Below are 2,616 nucleotides of genomic sequence, written 5' to 3' on the forward strand. Positions count from 1 at the left end.
GCGAATAAAGGATGCCAGGCTTGAGGATCGTTTTGTCTTTATAGGCTTGGTCGAGGATCCCAGAGATTACTATTTCTCGGCTGATATATATGTCTTGACGTCGCGCGAAGATCCATTTCCTTCGGTAGTGCTTGAGGCACTGGACGCGGCAGTTCCGGTCGTCGCCTTCGAAGGTGCTGGAGGCTTCCAGGATCTGTTAAAGCGCGATTGTGGTATCCTTGTCCCCAAGTTCGACACGGATGCGATGGCTAGGGCTGTTTGCAGCCTCCTCGACAATTCGGAAGAAGCTGAACATCTGGCAAAGATCGGCCGTGAAATTGTCCGCCAGGAGTTTGGTTTCAGTCACTATCTCCATGATCTGCTGGCCTATGCCGGAAGGCCCTTGCCGCGGGTATCCGTCGTGGTGCCGAACTACAACTACGATAGATATCTCATCGAGCGTCTCAATTCGATCGTGAGGCAGACGGTACGACCTTATGAGTTGATTGTGCTCGACGATGCCTCGACGGATGACAGCGTCAAAACCATCGAGCAGTTTTTGGCCACCTGCGATATTCCAGCCAAGTTGGTCAGGAACGAGCGGAATTCAGGCTCGGTATTCCGTCAATGGATGCGTGGCGTTGAAGCTGCGCGCGGCGATTTCGTCTGGATCGCCGAAGCGGATGATCTCGCCGATCCCGACCTCCTGGAAAAACTTCTGCCCGCCTTCGAACGACGCGATGTCGTCATGAGCTACTGCCAGTCACGGCAGATGGACGGCGATGGGCGAATCTTGAGCGAGGACTATCTGGACTACGTATCCGATATCGACCGGTCTCGTTGGGCCAAACCCTACGTCGTCGACGGACGCCAGGAAATTGCCGAGGCACTTTATCTCAAAAACACGATCCCCAACGTCAGCGCGGTACTGTTTCGTCGAGCGCCGCTAATTGAGGTTCTCCAGGGGGAACTCGAAGAGATCGCTTCCTATCGGGACGCCGGCGATTGGGTCGCTTACCTGCGGCTGCTGGAGAAGGGAGGGGTCGCGTTCGATCCCCGGCCACTGAATTCGCATCGCCGTCATCAGTCGAGCGTCACCCGCTTCGATGGCAGGCACTTGCAAGAGATCGCCAAAGTGCAAGCGGAGACGATCGCGCGTTTCCACCTCGGGGCGTCAGCGCAAGCTGCGGCTGCCGCATATGTGCAGAGCCTGTATGAGCAATTCGGCTTAAGGGCCCTGAAATAGTGCGAGCAGAATGACCGCGCCCGGGATCGCATTCCTTTTCGTCGAAAGGGACGAAGTCCTGGCTTCACAATAGACCGGCATCAAGTAAACGAATGCGGCCCACTCTTGCAAGAAATCCGGTCACTCTTGCCCTAGCCGACTGTTGCAAACTGAACCATCCGCGTTCTGGCTCATGCCGTCGCTCAAAAAGGAAATCTTCTTGAAAGCCGGGGCGAAAGTGCGGCCGGTAGGAAGGCAATGCATCGCGCATCTGGTCGATGCAGTACCTCACATTTTTCGCAGTCAGCGGATACTCTCCCGGCTCGCTTTGGATCGTCCGAAAAAGTTCGACAAGCAGGCGGTGTTGGTCGGCAGAAGGGCGTGCGATATTCACTTGCCGAAGGGCCTCGATCAGAGGGTAGGGCAGTGATCCGTTCCCTTCAACTTGACTGTGGTCGAACCCATCGCCAGGAACGCCGATCATGGTGAGAAAGTCCTTGAATATCGAACCCTCAACCCACTGCGCTCGATCATAGGGGGCCAGCGTCAGATTTGGCACTTTCAACCAGCGCCTAAGAATGTCCAACTGCGACGGGTCATAGGCGAAGGGCTGCTCGTTCAGCGGGCGAGTCCAGCGCGTGTCATAATGCCGGACCACCTCATTGAAAGCTGAGACTACGATGTCGCTTGGGTGACGTACATAAGCGATGACCCGAATGTCGTGCCCCTCGAGGCATGATAGAAACAGATCGAGATCTACCCCCGCCTCGCAAAGCATTTCCGAGCTGATGAGCAGCGTTTTGCCTTCTGCCTCTGCCAGCGTCATTGCCAGCCGTGTCGGGCCATGATCGTTTGACCCTGGCATGAATGCCACAGCCAATGGGTTATGATTTGGCCACTCGGAGGTTGTCGGCTTGTAGAAGACTCCGTGCTGCAAAAGCAAAGCAGCGTTTCGAGCTAAAAAAGCTTGAAGCGCACTCGTGCCCGTCTTGTGGACGCCGATATGGAGGATGATCGTCATGAAGTCGACCTCTCAGCGGAAGTCTGCAGCTTCGATCACCGAAGCCATAATGTCATTAGCGATTCATGATTTTCCAACGGATTCAGGAGCGAACACGAGCTTGTTGCCACAAAATGTTGCAAGGCTTGCTGTGCTAAAGCATGTCTCCCGGAAATGGGAACCGGTTTCGGGATAAAGACATGCGTAAAATCAAAAATCTAAAGCGCGTGGAGCGAATCCGAAGGATCCCGACGCGCTTTAGTCTAGAGGCGCGACCCAGCTCGTCGATGTCCGAGGTCCCGGCCGATCGTTGGTCACCCTATCCCGGCTTCCTCAGAACATAGACCTCGGTCATGGGGCCAAGGACGGCAACGTCCTTTGACTGCATTCTTCTCACCTCGACGTCGAACCC

The 2,616-nt window shown here is 55.4% G+C and carries 2 protein-coding genes; one reads left to right on the forward strand and one right to left on the reverse strand.

The genetic code is table 11. The features are described from left to right. Positions 1–1,225, forward strand: a 1,225-nt coding sequence (locus EOA27_RS31225; protein ID WP_127258067.1) for a glycosyltransferase, incomplete at its 5' end; no start/stop codon positions are given. Positions 1,226–1,289: 64 nt separating this feature from the next. Here EOA27_RS31225 and EOA27_RS31230 read toward each other — a convergent pair. After that, on the reverse strand, positions 1,290–2,225 hold the full coding sequence (locus tag EOA27_RS31230; RefSeq protein WP_127258070.1) for a hypothetical protein: 936 nt from the start codon (positions 2,223–2,225) through the stop codon (positions 1,290–1,292). Between the last annotated feature and the right edge of the window lie 391 nt (positions 2,226–2,616).

The organism is Mesorhizobium sp. M2A.F.Ca.ET.037.01.1.1, assembly GCF_003998075.1.
Classification (GTDB): domain Bacteria; phylum Pseudomonadota; class Alphaproteobacteria; order Rhizobiales; family Rhizobiaceae; genus Mesorhizobium.

Coding starts and splice junctions, on each gene's coding strand:
- EOA27_RS31230 (WP_127258070.1), bottom strand. CDS start 2,225: ATGACGATCATCCTCCATATCGGCGTCCACAAGACGGGCACGAGTGCG.